At 43.4% G+C, this 19,062-nt stretch carries 16 protein-coding genes and 2 tRNA genes; 6 read left to right on the top strand and 12 right to left on the bottom strand.

Translation table 11 applies throughout. The features are described from left to right. Both GSQ66_RS12840 and GSQ66_RS12845 read right to left on the bottom strand, forming a co-directional pair. Positions 1-657 carry an outer membrane beta-barrel protein gene (locus GSQ66_RS12840; RefSeq protein WP_162427839.1) on the bottom strand — a complete coding sequence of 219 codons (657 nt, stop codon included), beginning with the start codon at positions 655-657 and terminating at the stop codon, positions 1-3. Between the two features lie 231 nt (positions 658-888). Further along, positions 889-1,290 (bottom strand): hypothetical protein, encoded by a 402-nt coding sequence (locus tag GSQ66_RS12845; protein ID WP_162427840.1) that lies wholly within the window; start codon positions 1,288-1,290, stop codon positions 889-891. Between the two features lie 1,097 nt (positions 1,291-2,387). On the opposite strand from GSQ66_RS12845, the gene GSQ66_RS12850 reads away from it, so the two are divergent. Beyond that, positions 2,388-2,768, top strand: coding sequence for a hypothetical protein (locus GSQ66_RS12850; protein ID WP_162427841.1), 381 nt, complete (start codon positions 2,388-2,390; stop codon positions 2,766-2,768). A 33-nt stretch (positions 2,769-2,801) separates the two neighbouring features. On the opposite strand, the gene GSQ66_RS12855 is transcribed toward GSQ66_RS12850, so the two are convergent. The 9 genes from GSQ66_RS12855 to mutS form a co-directional block, all read right to left on the bottom strand. Further along, on the bottom strand, positions 2,802-3,695 hold the full coding sequence (locus tag GSQ66_RS12855; RefSeq protein ID WP_162427842.1) for a phage/plasmid replication domain-containing protein: 894 nt from the start codon (positions 3,693-3,695) through the stop codon (positions 2,802-2,804). 64 nt (positions 3,696-3,759) lie between these two features. Continuing rightward, positions 3,760-4,293 carry a hypothetical protein gene (locus GSQ66_RS12860; protein ID WP_162427843.1) on the bottom strand — a complete coding sequence of 178 codons (534 nt, stop codon included), beginning with the start codon at positions 4,291-4,293 and terminating at the stop codon, positions 3,760-3,762. Position 4,294: 1 nt separating this feature from the next. After that, positions 4,295-4,594, bottom strand: a complete 300-nt coding sequence (locus GSQ66_RS12865; RefSeq protein ID WP_162427844.1) for a helix-turn-helix domain-containing protein — start codon at positions 4,592-4,594, stop codon at positions 4,295-4,297. 135 nt (positions 4,595-4,729) lie between these two features. After that, positions 4,730-5,857, bottom strand: coding sequence for a hypothetical protein (locus tag GSQ66_RS12870; protein WP_162427845.1), 1,128 nt, complete (start codon positions 5,855-5,857; stop codon positions 4,730-4,732). A 2-nt stretch (positions 5,858-5,859) separates the two neighbouring features. After that, positions 5,860-6,954, bottom strand: a complete 1,095-nt coding sequence (locus GSQ66_RS12875) for a site-specific integrase (protein ID WP_162427846.1) — start codon at positions 6,952-6,954, stop codon at positions 5,860-5,862. Between the two features lie 204 nt (positions 6,955-7,158). Further along, positions 7,159-7,242: transfer RNA gene (locus GSQ66_RS12880), tRNA-Leu, on the bottom strand. A gap of 82 nt (positions 7,243-7,324) precedes the next feature. Further along, a tRNA-Gly gene (locus tag GSQ66_RS12885) sits at positions 7,325-7,397 on the bottom strand. Positions 7,398-7,601: 204 nt separating this feature from the next. Next, positions 7,602-8,042, bottom strand: coding sequence for a GyrI-like domain-containing protein (locus GSQ66_RS12890; protein WP_238395674.1), 441 nt, complete (start codon positions 8,040-8,042; stop codon positions 7,602-7,604). 82 nt (positions 8,043-8,124) lie between these two features. Then, complete coding sequence (gene mutS / locus GSQ66_RS12895; RefSeq protein WP_238395675.1) at positions 8,125-10,749, bottom strand: DNA mismatch repair protein MutS; 2,625 nt, start codon at positions 10,747-10,749, stop codon at positions 8,125-8,127. 357 nt (positions 10,750-11,106) lie between these two features. On the opposite strand from mutS, the gene GSQ66_RS12900 reads away from it, so the two are divergent. Both GSQ66_RS12900 and GSQ66_RS12905 read left to right on the top strand, forming a co-directional pair. After that, entirely contained in the window at positions 11,107-11,640 is a 534-nt protein-coding gene (locus GSQ66_RS12900) for an RNA methyltransferase (RefSeq protein ID WP_162427847.1), read from the top strand. 258 nt (positions 11,641-11,898) lie between these two features. Beyond that, positions 11,899-14,391, top strand: coding sequence for a TonB-dependent receptor domain-containing protein (locus tag GSQ66_RS12905; protein WP_162427848.1), 2,493 nt, complete (start codon positions 11,899-11,901; stop codon positions 14,389-14,391). Between the two features lie 1,209 nt (positions 14,392-15,600). On the opposite strand, the gene GSQ66_RS12910 is transcribed toward GSQ66_RS12905, so the two are convergent. Further along, complete coding sequence (locus tag GSQ66_RS12910) at positions 15,601-16,503, bottom strand: histone deacetylase family protein (protein WP_162427849.1); 903 nt, start codon at positions 16,501-16,503, stop codon at positions 15,601-15,603. Positions 16,504-16,962: 459 nt separating this feature from the next. Between GSQ66_RS12910 and GSQ66_RS12915 the strand changes: the two genes are divergently transcribed. The 3 genes from GSQ66_RS12915 to GSQ66_RS12925 are packed head-to-tail and all read left to right on the top strand — an operon-like array spanning position 16,963 to position 19,012. Further along, positions 16,963-17,640 (top strand): porin family protein, encoded by a 678-nt coding sequence (locus GSQ66_RS12915; RefSeq protein ID WP_238395676.1) that lies wholly within the window; start codon positions 16,963-16,965, stop codon positions 17,638-17,640. A 12-nt stretch (positions 17,641-17,652) separates the two neighbouring features. Continuing rightward, positions 17,653-18,423 carry a YceI family protein gene (locus GSQ66_RS12920; protein ID WP_162427850.1) on the top strand — a complete coding sequence of 257 codons (771 nt, stop codon included), beginning with the start codon at positions 17,653-17,655 and terminating at the stop codon, positions 18,421-18,423. Between the two features lie 46 nt (positions 18,424-18,469). Next, positions 18,470-19,012 (top strand): DUF6992 family protein, encoded by a 543-nt coding sequence (locus GSQ66_RS12925; protein WP_238395677.1) that lies wholly within the window; start codon positions 18,470-18,472, stop codon positions 19,010-19,012. The last annotated feature ends 50 nt before the right edge of the window (positions 19,013-19,062 follow it).

The raw sequence follows: 19,062 nt of genomic DNA on the forward strand, positions 1-19,062 counted from the left end.
TCAGAATCTGAATCCTCCTTTAACCACGTGATTAAAGGCTGACAGCCATTGCTTTTTGTATGTAACGGCGCCGTTTAACTCAAATTCAAATTCGGGCTCTGAAGAAAGTAAAGCAGACTCCAGTCCTAAATTGATTTTACCAAAGTTATAGTTTACTCCAAGCGCTGTAGCGTAGGCAGGCTCAAATTTGCCGCCGCTTTTTATAGTTCCGCTGCCGACATCATTCCGGATCTTCATTTCCCATACATCCGGTAGCATACTGCCCAGGCCCCCTTTTGCATAAAACTGCCATTGCTTTACCGGAAACAAACCATACACGTCAGCCATTAAAAAAGTAAGCCTGTAAGGTTCTGTCTGCACGCTTGTAGCTGATGAGAACGATTGCGCTACTGCCAGTGCATTCAGGTTATTGCGGCTATGCCCTATAGTTGCTCCTATTGCTATAAACCGATGAAACCGGGCCATATAATTTAAAGCTATAGTTGGCCCATTCTGCACATAGCCTTTGTCATCAATACTTTCGATGCCAGCTAAATCTTCGGGCGCTACGGAGATACCTGCACCAGCATACAGGCTGTGTTGTAGCGTAAAATTATTCTGCGCCACTGCATGAAAGCTAACAGCAAGAAATGCCAGCAATAGAACAAGCCTGCTCATAAAGTCACCAACTACAATAGGGAAGGGATTATTGAAAAATTTAAAAGTTACACTTTGTACGTGTACGGAGAGAATAGTTACAGCACAAATAAGCACCACTATTCGAACTGCTCGTTTTAGCACCTGTTAATAGCTAAACCGGCTCTTGGCTATTAGCCTGAAAAGTTAGGGGAGGCAACCACATGATAGCAGCCAGAAAGGATATTAATGGGATACTGGCCTGGCAAAAAATCAATCTTTTGCCAACCATTCCATGGCTTCATCATAATCGGAAAAAGTTCTGATATCAATCGCTTGATTTGTTACCTGCTGAAGCTTTTCACCCTGCTCTTCCCGATTTTTATCTGTTAAGGCTAAGCGAGCAATTTTATGGATGTGGGTCTCCAATAAATCTTTTCCGAACTGAGCTGCTATAGCTTTGTATTCGTCTTCGTTTTCTCCCATATCCAGATGCGTATGGCGCGAATCGAAAATTGCTTTACTAATGTGGTAGTTGCGGATATGGGAGATTATAATATTTAAACACAGGCGCACTTCCGGTAATGTAAAATGTGACGCATCCGGCATAGTAGTTTCTAATATGTCAGTTGCAGGGTCATATTCTAATTTAATCAGTCCGCTGTATAAAATCATTTTCTCCTTTTTAACTTATTTATCAGCCCGCTTTATAAGCTTTAATCAAAGCTACACTAATATATTGCACAAAAAAAAGCCCTTGCAACTTTGCCAGTTACAAGGGCTTTAAAAAGTACCAGGAGCGTGTATTTAACCCTGTCCATAACAGGTTAATTTACAGTGTGTTATAAACAAATTTAACACCGCGAGTTACAAACCAGTTACAAAATATTCTATACCATCAGAAAATAACTGCTTTTTTATGGTTTCTGAAAACTCAATTATAAGCCTATATACACTGTGAAATGTTAGCATTTGTTAGCATCTATACGCGCGTGTGATGTCCATAAACTCAACTCCCTGTTATTTATTGTTATTATAAATGCGCGCGTGTGATAGGTTGATAGTCAGTATACCTTTTAAGAACTCGTGTTTTATCGTGTTCCTTATACAGGCATTAAAAGTCTACATTTGTCAGCATACAGCACATTTAATGAACGGTGTATAACCTTTTTATACAGTTCGGTTTGTTAAGTTTTCCTTTTAAGGCGTTGCATTAGTAGCACATTAACGCGCGTGTGATAGGTTGAAACTCTGTAAAGAACTTTTTTAGGACTCAGAAAATTCAGGTTTTATCAGGTTTGCCTATGCGCGTGGAAATGTTAGGTTTTGTCAGGTTTTACTAAGTTTTGCTAAGCTCTTGTTACCTGGATCTTCTTATGCGCGTGTGATAGGTTGATAGACAATGTATAGTTATCTGAAGTTTTCTGTAGTTGCCTTATGCGTACGAGTGTGATAGTGTTATAATCTTTTTAGGTTCTTTTTAGGGTGTCCAGTTTGTCCATTTTTAGGCCGTTTCATTAGTAACTTTTTTAGCGTGTTTTAGCCTGAAAAATCAGTTTTATTCTATTGCTCTAAATACTAAGTTTTGCTAAGTATACACCTCTCTTCTATTACCTTTTTAACTGCTATTTCCTCACACTAATCACAATAATTAACTAATAGACCTATCTAACATTAATATTAGACTATGATTATAAAAACATAAGTTTATTTTCTTTTATTTAGTTTTTTTATAATTTAGGCATCATTACACACCTTTAAACTATAAGAAAATGGGATTTATCGTTTTTGTATTTTGGATAGCGTTATGCTTTGTCGTTGCCTCTTTTGGAAAAGATAAGAATATAGGTTGGGGTGGGGCACTTGTAGTATCACTTTTATTTAGTCCTTTGATTGGAGCTATAGTGGTAGCTATCTCATCAAAAAAGGCTGTTACAACCCTCCAATGGAAAGTATATGCAGAAGCTGCAAAAAAGGCTGAATATAAGGGTGAAGTAAAAGAAGCAATTAGCCTTTATAAAGATGCTATGTACCATTTAGAAAACGATTATCACAACCTTAGCGGCCAAGATGAAAAAATCAGAACTGGTAGATTAGAAGAACTTAGAACAAAGGTTGAAGAGCTAAATAATACATTAGCCTCTACATTATAAAAAAACAGGCTCACTTTTGAGCCTGTTACCTATCTATCTGTAATACCGCCTTACCCGTTCCATCTTGCTGTTTAGCTCCTTTATAAGCTCAGATTGCTCATCTTTGCTGCCTGTAATATGTTGCCTTAACAGCTTTTTTATCCTGTCATATTCTTTGGGTGTAGTAAACTCGTTATTGTTCTTCATTTCTTCTGCTACATTCAGAAATTCCTTACCCCAATATCTTAGGGCAATTTCTCCAGCTTGTTTTAAAAAGTTAGCTGACGTTCTCATTTTACTTTTATCCATAGCGGGCAAACCTAATTTATTAATGTTATCATACTCATTAAAATAGCGATCAAACACATCTATATAAAACCGCTCATCTGTTAAGGTGTCAGGTGTTATGATTTGTTGATTAAACTGCTTATTCAGGCGTGCTGTATAACTTAACTCAAACCTTAGCAGGTTCTTTCTTGCATACACCTCAGGTATAGCTACTTTGTTCTTTATACTCTCTGCTATCTTATCATAGGCCTTTTTACTTCTCAGGCTGTTCTGATAGCTTATACTTTTAGGCTGTGCCAGGCGTGTATAATAGGCACTTGATCCAAAGTAAGGATAATACAGTTCAGGCTTATAGTCTGTAATGATGTTTTGGCCGGCATCTATTCTTGTAACCTTAGCCTTATGTATAGGCAGGTGCAAGGTATCTGCCATCATTTCAAAGGCTTTTATAGTATCTGAGCGGGTAAGGGTGTGCAGGTTAGTACCTAAGTAGAACTTTGCCAGGCTGCCTGTAATGCTTACACCATGCTCTGAAATACCTGTTCTTAAGTTACCTGCATAGCCTGTAACATAAGTTTTACCTGTGTCCTGCCTGTAGTTTTCTGAAAGGTTGGTAAGGTATGGCAGGCAGTCCATAACAGAACCGCCTGCCATATCCATAGGTAAGAATAGGCCTATAGTACAGTACATAGTTAGGACAAAAATTGTCTGTAAATACTGCTTACTATAAGGAGCTCCAATAATCAAAGAACGGCTTAGCCTGTGCCCTCAGTTGCTCTAACTCGCTTTCTAACTCTCCATCTATCAGGCGTTGGTAGTAAGCCCCTGCTAAGTTCCTACCGTTGGTTATAACCAGTATTTCTACTGTAGTAAGATCCTGATTAGTGATAAACAGATAGCAGTCGTTTCTGTAAGGGAACAGCGGGTTAGGTTGGCCGTTACTTAATAGCCTATTAGCATTAGGGTATCCATAGCCATACTCAGGATAATCTATGTCCTCAAAGTAAATACTGGATAGGTTTAATTTACCGTTGGATAGTGCCCATTCTGCCAGGCGCTTGCTGTTAGACTTTACAAACTCTTTTGCAGGTATCTTATACAGGTACATCTGCCTTTTAGCGTTTATAAAATCTGTTAGCCCTGTGTAGCCTGTAAGGTTGGTGTAGGCTAAACAGTCTAACCTGCCTTTAGCTTTTATACCATGCTTAGCCCTTACCTCATCTGCCAGGCTCTCAAATTTAAAGTATGCCGTTATCATTCTAAGCCCTCCCCATGTTCTTAAGTGCTACATAGGTTGCTGCCTGCTCTTCTATCTCAGCATCATTTACAGGCGTTACAGGGTTTCTTTGCAGCCATTGATCTATATCTACTTTATTAAAATAGATATGCTTACCCTGTGGCTTAAAGTGGGGTATAGTTCCTGCACTGGTGCATTTATACAGATAGCTCTTAGAGAGCCCTGTATAGGCTGCCACCTCATCAAAATTAAATACTGTCTTTTGGCTAAGGAGCAAAATTTTAATTGTCCTTATGTCCTGCATTACTTGTTGTAAGTCCATTTCTAAACCTTTTAAAAGTTAATGAAATGGATTAGCGCTAATCCTTTGTCTGATATCGTTACAAACATAGGAAAGCAAGTAAAAGAAAAGTATTTACCTTATATTGAGGTAATGGTAAAGGTAAATAGGTAAAGATTAGTAGAATTGATTAACGATACTATCTATAACCGCCTGTTTGGCTGGGGCTAATACAGGATCTTTAAGGTTCTGCTTAGCTTGTTTAAAGTTTTCAGTGAATTGCTCACCATCGGGCTTCACAAAACAGGCAGTGAGGCGTTTGTAGTTTGCTCGGTTTCCCTTTTTTATAAGCCAGCCATCTGGGTACATTTCATCATCTGTGCCCTCTAATTGCAGGATAAAGTATAGCAGCTCACTTGCATTGTCCTCATGCCATTTGATAGGATTATCTTTTACTATATGCAAGGGCTGTGCTCTGAATACCGCTTTAAACTGTTCTAATGTAGTAGCAGGGTCTATAAGCTTAGCATTTATCAGGTGTTGGTGTAGCTCTATTAGGTCTGTATCAGATTTGCTAAGCCAAGTATAGCTTAATTTTTCTTTTGGAGTGTTAGAGCCTTGTTGTTTAAAAGCAGATTTGTCTAATGTATCTGTGGCCTGCTCTGTCATTAGCTTTACTACTCTTTCCTTTATGAATGACAATTGAAAGAACTCTTGAGCATATTCTTTAGCGCTTTTGCTATCTAATTCTAATAGTCTATCTAACCTTTTTTGACTTCTTTCAACCTGTTTTTTAAAGTCTTCATTAGAAACTTCAAATGAAGGTTCTGTATCTGATTTGCCATCTTCTTTTAGCCAGTTCAACCATCTATAAAAATTTGATTTTGTATAATAAGTTATATGAGTTGGCACTATTTCTTCTAACTCATCTATAAAAGGACTGCACATTAAATAGAATGGTATAAATGGGGGTGTTAATTTGTATCTATTGTCTATACCATTGATTGCCTCCCAATAAAGAACAGGATTGTTAACTTTGAAATTCTGCAAATCTTCTTCAGCATTTTTTAATTGTTGATTTAGCAAGTCCTCTTTTGCAAAAGAATATTCATACCTCTGATAAAAGGCTACTTTCATCATTTGTAAATGCATAGCTATGTAGATTGAGTAAGCTATTTCTTGATCTGATCTAATTTTTTTTAGATCTTCTTTGTCTAATTGCTTATTCTCTACTAATCCTTCTAAATCTTCATTGTGGATTTCTCCCTTCAACCAATCTTCAAAAGAGTATCTATATATTTCCATAGCTAAAAATTAAGTTCTGGTAAGGCGTTTACAGCTTGTGCTTTGCGCTCGTCTGCAATAGTCAGGTACTTTTGTGTATGTTGTATAGAAGTGTGTCCTAAGAGCTGAGAAAGGGTTTTAATATCATACCCTAATACAAGTATGTTTGTAGCAAAAGAATGGCGGGCACTATGCCAGGTAATGCGCTTGTCTATACCTGCTCTTGTTACCCAATTTTTGATAGTTTTAACTGAGCCCTCAAAGCTTGGCAAGGGAAATACAAGGGTATCAGGCTTACCCCGCTCTCCTACCAGTTTTAAGGCGTTCTGATTGAGTTTAAGCCTTAGTACCTCCTTAGTCTTGTTCTGCACTACAAACAGCTCAGTATCGCTTATATCCTGCCATTTCAGCGCCTTTATATCTCCAAACCTTAAACCAGTATTGCAGGCAAACAGAAAGGCGCGTTTTATCACTTCATTACCACAATAGGCAGCGGCTAACTTTCCTATCTCATCTAAGTTCAGTACTCCCTTATTCATACCGCCTGCCTTAAACTTTACTTGCTCAGGCAGTGGGTACTGAGGGAACAGGTTCTCTCTCATACCATGCTTTACTACTTTCTTAAAGCGGGCAAAGTATGTTTGTGGGGTATCTCCTTTCTGCTTTGCTTCTAAATAGTTCTTAAAGCCTATTACAAGGTTTGGGGTAAGGTCTTTACAAGGCAGGCGGGCTGTGCTGTATCTTTCTTTCAGGAACTCCTTAAACTTGTTCAGGCAGGCGCTTAATACCCTGTGATCTGCCTTAGTATACTGGTTTATGTAAGCCTGATAGTACTGCACAAAATCTACTGTGCCCTGATTCTTAGATGCAAGGTTTAAAGCTCCTGTTAGCAGCTCTTCTGTTCTTTTGGCTTTGATGCGTTGAGCAAGCTCTAATGTCTTTTTATTAGATTCTTTTTCTAATTGAGTTTTAGGATTTTCTAATATATGTAGTTTCAGGAATTCAAACTCCCTTACCCCATCATAGTAAAAATCTAAGTACAGGCTAAGGTTGCCATTCTTAAGTTTCTTCTCTCTGAGCTTTACAGGCTCTTTTGCAGTTTGTTTTTTCCCTTTCATAGCTCTTGTATTCCTTTGTTATCAAATATAATAGAATATACCTAATGGAGTTACAAACGGGTTACAAACCAGTTACAAATAACATCTAAACAAGGGAAAAAACGGGGTATATTAGGGAAAGGCTATAAAAGCAAAAAACCCGCTTAAAACACTGTTTAAGCGGGTTTTTCAATATATCTGCTATTGCAGATATAGAACATTGAGTACCAGGAGCGGGAATCGAACCCGCACGTCCTTGCGGACACAAGATTTTAAGTCTTGCGTGTCTACCAGTTCCACCATCCCGGCAAGCCATCCGGACGACATCCGAAGGGTGAGTTTAAAAAACAAAGACGTTGTGTAAAACAACGTCTTTATCTGCCTTTTTTTGAGCGGGAGACGAGGTTCGAACTCGCGACCTCGACCTTGGCAAGGTCGCGCTCTACCAACTGAGCTACTCCCGCTTGAGTCAATCACTATTTCGCTTTTCGTTTCCGTCCCAGCGATTTAGTGATACAAAGATATAGACAAAATCTCACTTGTCAATAGCCTGCACAAAAAAAATCTTGCACTTACGTGTTTCAGGCTGATTTTCAGAGAGAAAAAATTAATAAAATCTTCTCGGCACGCTGCTTCTATAGTTACGAAGGGCTGATTTGCGTCTCTTATCACTTCAGTTGTACGGGAACCCAGATCTCTTCTTCTGATTCCGGATTGTTTGGGCCCAGGTATTTATTACCCATTACATCAAAATGTGGTCTTTTATCCAACTCATATACAGAATTTGGCAGCCAGGAGCCATAGATATACTGGGCAGCTTCAAAAAAAGCGCTGCTCGGGCCTTTATACACAAAAACAGCATAAAGTCCTGCAGGCAAGGTAAAGCTGTGCATACCTTCAGGTATCGTCTCAAATGCCGAAACTTCCATAGTTGCCCATTTCTCAAAAACTGTTTTGGGCGTAAATTCTTCTACATCTAAACCACCCTTAAATACCTGCACCGAATACAACAGTTCATCTACCCGTTTACTGACCTCTTTGCGTCTGGGCATAAACCGCTGCCACATAGCTACCGTATCATCCTCTGACAGCGAAGTGGAAATCCGCATTCCAACAAGCTTCTTTTCACTGCACACCACTATTTCGGGCTCCTGCATCATATCTATCGTTTCCGGGATTGTAATTCCTGCTTTATCGTACGGTTTCTCCCTTTTCTTTTAACAGGCTTTTCAGCTCATTTAACTTCAACAGGGCTTCTACCGGAGTAATGGTATTGATATCGAGTTGCTCCAGCAGTTCTTTAGCGCGAACCAGTTGCGGGTCGTTCAGTTCAAACATACTTAGTTGGAAATTACTTTTCGGGGCAGACTTCATTCTTTGTTGCGGCGCATGCTCCGATACTTTTTCTTTTTCCAGGTGATGCATGATCTCGTCGGCACGCAGCACTACGCTATTCGGCATACCGGCCATTTGCGCCACATGTATACCGAAACTGTGCTCGCTCCCGCCTTCTACCAGCTTGCGCATAAATAATATTTTACCACCTGCCTCGCGCACCGACACGTTATAGTTCTTCACACGCGGCAGCTCTTCGGCCAGTTGGTTAAGTTCGTGGTAGTGTGTGGCAAAAAGGGTCTTGCCTTTATGCTTCGGATGATTGTGCAAGTGCTCCACTATAGCCCAGGCAATGGAAATACCGTCGTAGGTACTGGTACCACGCCCTATCTCGTCCATCAGCACCAGACTTCTGTCCGACAGGTTATTCAGGATACTTGCCGTTTCAGTCATCTCCACCATAAACGTAGACTCCCCTTTCGATAAATTATCAGAAGCGCCTACACGGGTAAAAATCTTGTCGATAATGCCTATACTTGCGGCTTCGGCAGGCACAAAACACCCGATCTGAGCCATCAGAACTATAAGCGCCGTTTGGCGGAGCAAAGCACTTTTACCAGCCATGTTCGGACCAGTAATGATGATCACCTGCTGCTGTTCGTTATCCAGGAAAATATCGTTGGGCACGTAGGTTTCACCCAGCGGCAACTGCTTTTCGATAACCGGGTGGCGGCCTTTTTTGATATCCAATATGTGGCTGTCGCTAACTTCGGGCTTGGTATAGTTGTTGGCCAAAGCTATAGTTGCAAAAGAGCTCAAACAATCTATCACCCCAATCACTTTAGCATTCTGCTGCACCTGGGCTACGTAATCCAAAGCGTGTAGCACCAGTTCGTTATACAAGCCAAATTCTATACTATAGATGCGGTCTTCAGCATTAAGAATTTTCTCTTCGTACGTTTTTAGCTCTTCAGTAATGTAGCGTTCGGCGTTTACCAGTGTCTGTTTACGGATCCAGGTTGTTGGTACTTTATCTTTGTGCGCGTTGCTTACCTCCAGGTAATAGCCGAAAACTTTATTGTAAGCAATTTTAAGGGAGCTGATACCGGTATTCTTCACTTCGCGCTGCTGCAGCTGTGCCAGGTAATCTTTGCCCGAAAAAGCGATACTTCTGAGCTCGTCCAGTTCCGCATGAATGCCGTCGTTGATCATGTTGCCCTGGTTGGTGAGCATTGGCGGTTCTGGCTTCAGGATGTTTTTTATCTCTTCGCGCAGGCCATCGCAAGGCGTAAGCTGGGCAGCCAGTTTCTGCAACGCGGTAATATTGCTCAATGCCAGGGCAGCCTGTATCGGAACTATAGCATCCAGCGCTTTTGATAACTGTACCAATTCCCGTGGATTTACGCGTCGCACGGCCACTTTCGAGATCAGGCGTTCCAGGTCGTTTATCTGCTTCAGGTGCGTGGTAAGTTCGTTCAGCAGTTCGCGGTGCTGCGTTAACGCTTCAACAGTATCCAGGCGGCGTTTAATCTGGGCCACATCTTTTAGCGGCAATACCACCCACTTTTTTAGCAGGCGCGCACCCATTGGCGTTACGGTATGGTCCAGCACCTGAATCAGCGGCACACCTTCCTGGTGCTGTGGAAAAACAAGCTCCAGGTTACGGATTGTGAACCTATCGAGCCAAACATACTTATCTTCTTCCAGGCGCGAGATGGTAGCAATATGGCTGATCTCTTTGTGCTGCGTCTCGGATAAATAATGAAGTATAGCTCCGGCCGAAATAATGCCTTCCACCATGCCTTCAATACCGAACCCTTTCAGCGAAGCAGTGCCAAACTGCCGGGTCAGCGACTCATAAGCAAAATCATAGTTGAACACCCATTCCTCCAAAGCAAAATAGCGGAAGTCAGGACCGTAACGCTCCGTAAAGGTTTCTTTTTCACGTTTGCAGAACAGTACTTCGGATGGTGCTAGGCTTTGCAGCAGTTTACCAATATAGTTACGGTCGCCCTGCGCAGTTATAAATTCGCCGGTAGATACATCCAGGAAAGAAACGCCAGTCTCGGTTTTGCCAAAATGCACGGCTGCCAGGTAGTTATTGCTTCGTCGCTCCAGCACCTGGTCGTTAAACGACACGCCCGGCGTTACCAGTTCGGTTACGCCCCGTTTTACAATGCCTTTTACTGATTTCGGGTCTTCTAACTGGTCGCAGATAGCCACACGCTCGCCGGCACGTACCAGTTTCGGCAGGTAAGTATCTAAAGAGTGATGCGGGAAACCGGCCAGTGCAATCTCAGACGGCGAACCAGCTCCGCGTTTCGTCAGCACAATGTCCAATATCTTACTTGCCTTTACAGCATCTTCGCCGAAAGTTTCATAAAAATCCCCTACCCTGAACAGCAACAATGCCCCCGGATGTTTCGCTTTTATAGCGTTGTACTGTTTCATCAGTGGGGTTACGGTGCTCTCTGCTTTCATACTATATTGGTAATTATGAATTCTGAATTATAAATCAGGAATGGATTTAACCCACCCCTACCCCTCCCAAGAGGGGATTTAAATTTTCTACTGCTCTTTTTGACTTCCTTCTCCAAAAGCCATCTGTCGGGGATTTCCTAATCTCAGCTATTCCGGACTGGGAAGCCTGTTTCAGCTATAGTTCCGGGTTAAGAAATCCGGAACAGCAAATTTTCTCCATCAACCACCCAGCCATCCAACCATTTAACATCCAACTATAAACTATAAGTTTGATTTCTGAACAAACAGCCTGACCTTTGCAGCGCAAGGCAACTATAGTTCTTTGTCTTTTGTCAACCAGTCCTTTGTCAACAAATAATGCGTAAACTGTCGATGGATGAACTTAACCGCGAGTCGGTTGAAGAATTCAAAAATAAGAAAAAAATACCGTTAGTCTTGGTACTTGACAATGTTAGAAGCCTGAATAATGTGGGTTCTGTGTTCCGTACCGCCGATGCTTTTATGGTGGGGAAAATATACCTCTGCGGCATTACCGGTACTCCACCGCACCGCGATATCGAGAAAACGGCTTTAGGCGCTACCGAGTCAGTAGAATGGGAACATGTGCCGGATACACTGGAATTGGTTTTGAGACTGAAAGAGCAGCACTATAAAATCGGCTCGGTAGAGCAGGCAGAAAACAGTTTAAAGCTAAATGAATTTATACCGGAGCCCGGACAGCATTACGCACTTGTAATGGGCAACGAGGTCTTTGGCGTGGAGCAGGACGTTATTAACCATTCAGATTTTGTGCTGGAGATACCGCAGTTTGGTACCAAACACTCGCTTAATATTTCGGTGGCTACCGGTGTAGTTGTCTGGGATTTCCTGAGTAAAACTATAGCGCAGTAAAGCTTAAACTATAGTTATTTTAGGAAAGCAGCAGATCCGGTTTATTTTGCCGGGTATGCTGCTTTTATAGTTTATAACCTCCCTTTTTCTTATTTCCGTTAAACCTATACGCTGTTTGTTTGTCCTACTTACAGGTTCCTGCTGCTGCACAAACTGATGTACCAGGCCAGCTATAGTTCAGAAACCATCCTGCGCTGTTCTAAACACTACCTCACCCTGTAGCGCGTTAAAATTTGTAGCGAATAGATTAACTGACCTATGATATCACATTTTTACAGACTACTATTTTTCTTCACTTTCCTGCTTCTTCCGGCAGCCCTGGCGGCACAGACCTCAACTACAACCCTGGGCAAAATATCCGGAACCCTGCAGGACGGCGCTTCTAAATCCCCGGTAGGTTTTGCCAACGTCGTATTGCTTACCGCTTCAGATTCGAGCCTCGTTACAGGTGCTACCTCCGATATAGAAGGTAAATTCATACTTGATCGTGTGCCGATGGGCAGGTTCGTGCTTCGCGTTTCCATGGTGGGCTATCCGACTAAGTTTGTCTCAAACATTAACGTTACGCCTGCTTCTGCAACAGTATCCCTGGGCATTATCTCTCTCAAACCTACATCTACACAGCTGGGCGAAATTGAAGTTATTACGGAACGCGAGCTGGTGCAGTACGACCTTGATAAAAAAGTAGTAAATGTGAGCCAGGATATCGCAGCGCAAAGTGGCTCGGTAGCCGAAGTGATGCAGAATTTGCCATCTGTGAATGTGGATATCGACGGCAATGTAAGCATGCGCGGCAGCGAAAATGTAACGATACTGATCGACGGAAAACGCTCTGCTCTATCTAACCTTACCCTCGATCAGATTCCGGCTAACCTGATCGAAAGTATAGAGCTCATTACCAATCCATCATCCAAGTATAACCCGGAGGGCACATCGGGCATTATAAACCTGGTCATGAAAAAGGAAAAGAAACCCGGCTTTCATGGTTCGGCATCGGTTACGGCCGGCACTTACGACAACTATAACACGTCGCTGAACCTGAACTATAGATACTTTAAATGGTCGTTGAATGGCGGCTACGATTTCAGGCAGCGTACGCGACCGGGCGAGAGCACAAGCACAACCGAAGACTACTATTTTGATGATAACGGCCGGCGTGACAGTATCAGTTACCGATTGCAGAATGGCACCCGCAACAGCACCGACATTTCGCATAATTTCCGTTTCGGCACTGATTATTACCTGACTCCGAAGATCACGTTATCCACGTCGGCTATTTACCGCTTTGGCAACGACGAAGGCCGCAACAGCAACCGCTACGCTTTCCTGGACGAGAACCGGTTGCAGCGTAGGGGCAGCCTGCGCAACGCTACCGAACTGGAGGACGAAAAAGCTGTCGACCTGACGCTGGGTTACCGCCAGGTCTTCGAACGGAAAGGCCAGGAACTGACTGCCGATATAATTTATAATACCAACGCAGACGATGAAGTAAGCCGCTTTACCGAAACCGACCTGCTGACAAGCGATATGCCACAGGTACAGAAAACACTGGTAGATGACAAGAACAAAGAGTTTGAGGCCAAAGCAGATTACGTGCATCCGATATCAGAAAACAGCAACTTCGAAACCGGTTTCAGGAGCACATTTGAACGACTGGATGAAGATGCCCGCTCTTTTGATTTGGACAATGCTACCAACCAGATGGTTTATAACAGCAAAATAAGCAACCATTTTGTATATGATGAAATGGTGCATGCCGTGTATGCCAACTATAACAACAAGTTTAAAACGATAAGCTACCAGTTGGGGCTGCGTGCCGAGCAAACCTATACTACCACAGACCTTCGTACACCAACAGAGCTGAACCCTAATGGAAAAGTATCAGACAACAACTATTTCAGCCTGTTCCCGACGCTTTTCATTACCAATGATTTTGATGATAACAACAAAGTACAGTTTAGCTACAGCCGCCGCATAAATCGTCCGCGCAGCCGTTTCCTGAACCCTTTCGAAGATCAATCCGATATCTATAACGTGCGTTTCGGTAACCCTGAACTGAAGCCTGAATTTGTAAACTCGCTGGAACTGGGCTACCTGCGTTATATGGGCGATGCTTCTTTTAACGGTACTTTCTTTTACCGCCATACCACCGACGAGATCGAGCGCTTCAGAACGCCTACTAAAGTAATTGTAAACAAAGACACTATACCGGGCACAGAAGTAACGTTCCTGAATTTGGCTAGCAATGCCTCTTATGGTGTAGAACTGGGCGCAAATTACCCGGTAACAAACTGGTGGAAACTGAATGCCAGTATCTCCGGTTTCATGACGGAACTTAATACCACCCAAAACGATACCGAACTAAGCAGTTCCCAGGTCAGCTGGAATACCAAACTCAACTCCACCATGACTGTCTGGAAAAACATGGACATCCAGCTTTCCGGCTTTTATCGTGCTCCAACTGCTGACATTCAGGGCCGTATGGAGCAAATGTTCAGTGCTGATTTGGGTGTAAAAAAGGATGTATTGAAGAAAAACGGCACCATTTCGCTGCGTGTATCTGATCTTTTTAACACCCGCCAGTTCAACTTCCTGAGCTTCGGCCCGGAGTTCAGAACCGAAAGCGAAAACCGACGCCAGAGCCGCATTATTTACCTTGGCTTTACCTACCGCCTGAACAGCGAAGACAGTCAGCGCAACCGCCGCCAGCAGGATGAGCAAAATGGCGGAGATGATGAGGGTGATTTTTAAAGAAGGTTTTTGCAAGGTGAGTTATAGTTATGTGGTTGCTGTTGTCCAACCATCTTTAACCCCACTGCTGGCGCGAGCGTCCTCGCTCGTGACTCTTATGATAGGGTTGCGGCTCCAGACGCAACTAGCCCGGCATGGACAGGCATTGTCTGAACCGGGATTAAGGGAGATTTAAAGGATTTCTGGGATAAAGGGAATTGCTATTAGTTGGAGATATAGTTCTATAGTTTCAGTTTTACCCCTTCCCAACCTTCCCCTAAAAACAGGGGAAGGAGCTTTCCAGCTGTTGCTATGGTTGAGGCTATCGTTTTATTGTTACTGTTTTAACCCACCCCTGCCCCTCCCGAGACGGGAATTTTCTGTTGTTGCTATAGTCTAGCTATAATTCTATAGTTTCCGTTTGTCAACCCCCTACCCCCTTCAAAGGGGGACTTTCTGCTACTGCTTTCCCAACTGTCATTTCGACTATAAGGAGAAATCTGAGTTTGCTATAGTTGGTGTTATAGTTCTATAGTTACAGACCAAGGTCGGACAGGTCGCGACCTGTCCCTACGGAAATACAACCACGGTAAAGCGATGCAACTATAACTTCTCATAACTATAAAGCTAGCTATCGAAAGATCGCAGTCTTTGGGTTGAGCGCCTTTGCTTTGTTGCGGTGCCGTCAGGCAACCCGAGGCACGAGGGTAGCAAGAAAGCAGCAGCGCGATGCCCGAAGACGGGGCCTCCCGGCCGTGAGGGCACCAAAGCTAACTATAGAACAATAGGCATGTAGAGCTCCCAGGATTAGAAGTAACTATAGAAGAAAAGGCTTGGTTAAGGTTGTAGGGAATCAGACTATAGCATTCAGATTTCTCACTATAGGTTGAGATAGATTTCTCACTTCGTTCGAAATGACAAATAGTAAAGGACGCATAAGATTTCTCGACTGCGCTCGAAATGACAAAAGAAGAACTATAAGACGTATAAGTTTCCATTACAGCTACGCAGCCTCTCTTCGACTCTCGTCTCAAGAATGCCCGGGATGACAATAAAATGAAACTATAAAACTATAGCCCAGATGCCTCGAAACAAGTTCGGGAACTGCGACTAGCAGGAGCTGCGCACGCTGCTGGTTTTCAGTAATCTTTTAAATCCTTTAATCCAGAAAATCCCGGTTCAGACAAAAGGAGGGAAAGCAGCTCTTTTCTACAAAATGGCATTAAACCTTTAAAACCATAGTTGCTGCGCCAGCCGGAAAGTATTAGCATGCGCTTCTACGATATGAGCTATTTGTTTGGAGTACCCACCACCCATACTTACTGCAACAGGTAGCTTGTTGCGACGGCATAGTTCCAGCACTGTACGGTCGCGTTCTTTACAGCCGGCTATGGTCATGCCCAGTTTACCTAGTTTATCCGTTGCCAGCACATCAACCCCTGACTGGAAAAACACAAATTCAGGCTGCACTTTGTCCAGTAACCGCGGAAGTACAGTTTGCAATTGGTGCAGGTAGGTTTTGTCATCGGTGCCTTCGGCGAGTGGTATATCCAGGTCTGACTGCTCTTTATGGAAAGGATAATTGTGCCCGCAATGCATGCTGAAAGTAAAAACCCGTGGCTCACTGGCAAAGATCTGTGCAGTTCCGTTTCCCTGGTGCACATCCAGGTCTACTACCAGCACTTTGTTGATATTTTTATAGTTGAGCAGGTACCTGGCAGCAATGGCAATGTCGTTCAATAAACAGAAACCCTCTCCCCTGTCAGTAAAGGCGTGGTGCGTGCCGCCGGCAATGTTCATCCCGATACCATATTCCAGGGCAAACAAAGCTGCCCGCACGGTTCCGTTCATGATCACTACTTCACGGTCTACCAGGTCATCAGACAGTGGAAAACCTGTTTTGCGGATCTCGGAAGGAGTGAGTTGCAGCTGGCGCAGGCGATGCCAGTAATCGCTGTCGTGGGTATCAACTATAAATTTCTCCGGTAAAGGTGCCGGGGCAAATAAGTTGGCATTGGTTATAGTTCCTTCATACAGCAACTGCTCGGGCAGCAGGTCATATTTGGCCATCGGGAAACGATGGCCCTCGGGCAGGGCGTGCGCAAACATCCGGGACCAGGCAATTTTTAGCATAGCACAAAGGTAACAACAATCGGGCACCACAGGTTTATAGCACCTGCACTAAACTATAGGTACACTTCCGGAATCCGTACAAAAACTAATGCAGTTAGCAGCTGAAATTACGATGGTGCATAAGTTTTGATAAGCCCTTGTTTTCTTCTGAAACAGCACATTCTGAGATGTGGACAAATGTGGATAAGTGTGTTGAATCAACAAAGTTATCCACCATCCGATGTGTATTTATTGTTACCAACCTTCGGAAAGTGTTATATAATCCAATTATAAAGCTGCAAAGTATAAATTCTGCTAATATTTTTGTCAAGATGGTTAGCAAACTATAAACGGCTATTATGCTTACACTTACCGGTAACTACTGTGCAAAAACAGGCTTGCCTGGCAAGACTTTTAAACTGCTGCAACTTTGTACATAGCAATTATAGTATACTACTAACAGAGAACTTCTTTTTACCCATGATCACCCTTCTGACAAAAATCACCATTATGAAAAAATATATACTCCCGGCTGTAATGCTGCTGGTAAGCCTTGGTTGTTTTGCCCAGGTACAAGAGCCCGAAACCGAAGACCTCACAGGCCCGACCACCCTTCAGAAAAACCATAACGAACTAAGCGGCCTGGATGCGCCAAACTCCGGCTTTGGTATAAAAGGCGGCCTTAACCTGGCTAATGTATACGGCGACGAAGCCGATGCACTTAACCCAAGCTCTCTTACAAGCTTCCATGCAGGAATCTACGCACAGTTTGCCCTTACCGAATCATTTTCGTTACAAGTAGAGGGCCTGTATTCCCGCAAAGGGTATGAGGCAGAAATCGACAATCGTTTTGACTACCTGGAGTTGCCTTTGCTGGCTGTATACAACATTACCGATAACTTTAGCCTGCACCTTGGACCGCAGATAAGTGTAATGATTTCAGCCAAGCAGGACGGCAATGAGATTAACATGGAGAACCTGAACACCTTTGACTATGCCCTGGCAGGCGGCGCTGAAGCCCGTTTCAGAATGTTCAGGGTAGGGGCGCGTTATAACCTTGGTTTTGCCGGACTTTTAGATGATGGCGACACCGGTTTGCCTGTGGGTAAAGAGCTGATGCATCAAGTAGCACAACTTTATGTTGGTATCGGATTTTAAACAATATGAATAGTGAGCAGCAAACAACAGCATTTGTTACTAATACTTACACCAGCTATAGTTCTGATGCTGTTGTTTGCTGCCTGCGATACCAGCATCAAAACTGATGAAGCCGAAGTAGGCGCCCCGGAAATAGCCAGACAGTCCGCTCCTGTTTCAGAAGTTTACCACGTGGATACTGCCAAAAGCAAGCTCACCTGGATCGGGGCCAAAATTACCGGCAGACACAACGGCGTTTTCGAGATAACCTCCGGAGAAATGCACATAATCAACAAAGAGCTAACCGGCGGAAAAATAGACCTGAACATGCGCGGCACCCGGTCTGATGACAGAGCTCTGAACGATGATTCTAATAAAAAGCTAACCACCAACCTTCGATCTGCTAACTTTTTTGATGTGGAGCGTTACCCAACTGCCACATTTATAATTACGGACGTCAGCCCTTACGATAGCACAAACCGTAAACCCATTAGCAAACCACCCACCCTCGACAGCCAGTTGCGTATTAAAGACGCCACCCATTTGCTTACCGGCAACTTAACTATAAAAGACAAAACCAGAAGTGTACGTTTTCCTGCAAAAATTGCCCTGCAGGATAATGTACTGAAAGCCCGCGCAAACTTTAATATAGACCGTACCAAATGGGGCCTTGTATACCGTGCCGATAAATCCATGGGCAACCAGACCATCCGCCCGGAAGTAAACATTGACATAAACCTTGTTGCCAACCGCGCCACCCCTACCCCTGAAACAGCAGCCACCCAACTGCCTTTGATATGCTAAAAGGTCACCCTTTGCGTTTGTAGCTACAGTAACCAACCTTTTTATTATGAGAAAGTACCTTTGCCTGCTGTTGTTTATGCTTTTGTCGGTGGTGGCAAATGCGCAAACCAATACGCTGGCAACGTTTAACCTGCGCCAAAACGAAATACTGAAGATCGGGATGATCGTGCTGGGAGGCTGGGCGCTGCTAAACATTCTTATCGGGAGTTTCAGGCTGATGAAGGCGACGCGCAACAAGCGTTTTTTCTTCCAGATGAATATTTACTGGAACATCGTGAATATGATCATTGCATCGGTGGCATTGTATTCCTTATTAACGCAAGTGCCCGCCACGCAAAGCCTGGCCGAAAGCATTAAACTACATGACTGGTATAAAAAGATACTATACCTGAACATTGGCCTGGATGTAGCTTACCTTTTTCTGGGCCAGTGGCTAAAGGTGCGTTCCAAAACATCTCCTAAAACAGAACAGTTGCTTGGCTGGGGGCAGTCCATCGTTTTGCAGGGCCTCTTTCTGCTGGTGCTGGATATTGTGCTGGCAACTATGCTCGAAAACAGGGCAGCAATACTCTATAGTCTCATCCCTTAAAAAACAAAAAGCCGCGACAGGTGCTCTGTCGCGGCTTTACCTATAGTTTA

Source organism: Pontibacter pudoricolor (genome assembly GCF_010092985.1).
GTDB classification, from domain to species: Bacteria; Bacteroidota; Bacteroidia; order Cytophagales; family Hymenobacteraceae; genus Pontibacter; species Pontibacter pudoricolor.